2 protein-coding genes and 1 CRISPR repeat array are annotated in these 2,618 nt (G+C 46.5%); both genes read left to right on the forward strand.

Annotated features, from left to right (window positions below; genetic code table 11):
• Positions 1-157: 157 nt before the first annotated feature.
• Positions 158-400, forward strand: a complete 243-nt coding sequence (locus O9X78_RS20530) for a hypothetical protein (protein WP_269621553.1) — start codon at positions 158-160, stop codon at positions 398-400.
• Positions 397-987, forward strand: coding sequence for an ATPase (locus tag O9X78_RS20535; protein ID WP_269621554.1), 591 nt, complete (start codon positions 397-399; stop codon positions 985-987). The genes O9X78_RS20530 and O9X78_RS20535 overlap by 4 nt, the downstream gene beginning before the upstream one ends.
• A 133-nt stretch (positions 988-1,120) precedes the next feature.
• Positions 1,121-2,468: a CRISPR direct-repeat array (repeat unit 28 nt; unit sequence GTTCACTGCCGCACAGGCAGCTTAGAAA).
• Positions 2,469-2,618: the final 150 nt, after the last annotated feature.

Below are 2,618 nucleotides of genomic sequence, written 5' to 3' on the forward strand. Positions count from 1 at the left end.
TCAGCTTGCTTAAGAATGGCCATAATCTGGCTATCTGAATAACGGGGTACTTTCATGCAGAATCTCCTTCAAACTATTATGAGAAAATTCTACTTATCGCTCCAGCTATTTATCGGGGTGATTACCCCCCGATGTTCTCTTATCAATAAAAACCGGCTTGGCCCGGTTAAATGTTGAGCAGGTGCTAAGTCCTCCGCTTGACCCAGACGCCATTTTTGGCGCGATGGAGCGAAAACGCAGTGACAATAGTTTGCAAAACGAAGTTACAAATAGCGCCGTTCGTTACCAGAGTTCGTTGACGCATCCCGGATTGCTGGAGTGTTTAGACCAGAACGGCGAGATTACCGTTGGCCAATTCAAAAACGGCCAATTCATTGCGATGGGTGAAGGCGACGCGTGAACGAGGAGAAACAGTTGTGGTTGCTAGCAGGTGGCAATGGATCGGGTAAATCAACGTTTTATCGTACTCAGCTTCAGCCCCACGATCTGCCTTTTGTAAATGCGGATATCTTGGCGAAAGAGTTGTTCCCTGAACAACCTGAGCAACACAGCTACGAAGCGGCAAAGCTTGCTGAGCAAATACGTCTTCAGCTCCTAAGAGACGGGCGTACTTTTTGTTTTGAGACCGTTTTTTCTCACCCTTCAAAAATTGATTTTGTGGCTCAGGCAAAGGCGCTAGGTTATGAAATAGAGTTGGTATTCATTCACCTCGACAATACCGCGCTAAATAATGCGCGGGTATCCCAGCGGGTCGAGGAGGGCGGACATAACGTTCCAGAAAACAAGGTTAATGAACGAATTCCGCGTACTTTACAAAACATTAAAAGCGCATTACCGCTTTGCGACCGAGCTTACTTCCTAGATAACTCTCGATCAGATAATCCATTCAAGCAAATTGCAGTACTTGGTGATGGCGAAGTAACAGCTAAACAATCTCCACTTCCTCAATGGGCCAAGGACATATTGATGGACTATTTAGCTGAGTAAATACCAATGTTTTTCCTGTTCTTTAAAAAACCATAGAATTCAATTAGTTGCAATTTGAGTGAAAAACTTGGGTATTTGCATGCAAATACCCCTAAGTAGCTGTTGCAGCTATTTTTTTGTGCTGTAGACTTCGGTTCACTGCCGCACAGGCAGCTTAGAAATCTTCAATAGCCTGATGCCGTTCCTGAAGTTCGTTCACTGCCGCACAGGCAGCTTAGAAAATAATCTGACATCCATTTGGCGGTTTTTAAGAGTTCACTGCCGCACAGGCAGCTTAGAAATTTCATCTAAGTCTGCCGCAGCTAAGACAGGTGTTCACTGCCGCACAGGCAGCTTAGAAATCATCCCAGAATGATGCCAACTCTTCATCACCGTTCACTGCCGCACAGGCAGCTTAGAAATCTCTATCTCTATTTTCCAATCAGATCCTGTCGTTCACTGCCGCACAGGCAGCTTAGAAATATCAGTTTTATTTTCGCACTCAAGAATGAAAGTTCACTGCCGCACAGGCAGCTTAGAAATCTCCCTGTAACTGCTCCGCAGTCCTTTTAACGTTCACTGCCGCACAGGCAGCTTAGAAAACTGGCACAGGGATCGGTATGGGCGTTTTGATGTTCACTGCCGCACAGGCAGCTTAGAAATATTTACCGCTTTCTTGAGCACTGGCTATCGGGTTCACTGCCGCACAGGCAGCTTAGAAATCAGTAGGTCCACTTCCTTCATCGTTATTATCGTTCACTGCCGCACAGGCAGCTTAGAAAACTAGAGCACAATACTGAAAATGTCGTCTCGCGTTCACTGCCGCACAGGCAGCTTAGAAATATACTTCGACTATTTTTAAGCTGATATTGAAGTTCACTGCCGCACAGGCAGCTTAGAAACCCAAAGGGCACGAACATATCATTTTAAAGTGGTTCACTGCCGCACAGGCAGCTTAGAAAAGCACATAAACGCCCGACTGTGGCACGCGTGCGTTCACTGCCGCACAGGCAGCTTAGAAATATTGAAAGGAATTCTAACGATGTTTCGGAATGTTCACTGCCGCACAGGCAGCTTAGAAAATTATAAGCAGTAGACGCCGGTAGCGTCCAAAGTTCACTGCCGCACAGGCAGCTTAGAAATTATTTGGTGGTGTCTGCGCCCACAACAGTAAGTTCACTGCCGCACAGGCAGCTTAGAAACCCATTCAATCGATTTTGTGAACATGTGGCTTGTTCACTGCCGCACAGGCAGCTTAGAAAAAACGGGCTACTCGCATCAATGGCGGTAACAAGTTCACTGCCGCACAGGCAGCTTAGAAATTTCGGCTGCGCTGGGCGTTGCCTGTTAGCTGGTTCACTGCCGCACAGGCAGCTTAGAAAAATGCCTTATAAACACCACCCACCGGCGCAGAGTTCACTGCCGCACAGGCAGCTTAGAAAATATTCTGCTGGCATGGCTATATTTCCTCGTAGTTCACTGCCGCACAGGCAGCTTAGAAATGCAAAGACCCGGTAGTCGTAAGCGATCAATAAACCACATCTAATAATCTTTTCGCGGTAGCTTTACTCTTCAGTTTTAAACTGAGGAGTCATCCATGAGCACAATCAACAAAGAACAATTTTGGCAAGACCACATCACCGCTTGGCAAG

The organism is Zhongshania aquatica, from assembly GCF_027257955.1.
Lineage (GTDB): Bacteria > Pseudomonadota > Gammaproteobacteria > Pseudomonadales > Spongiibacteraceae > Spongiibacter > Spongiibacter aquatica.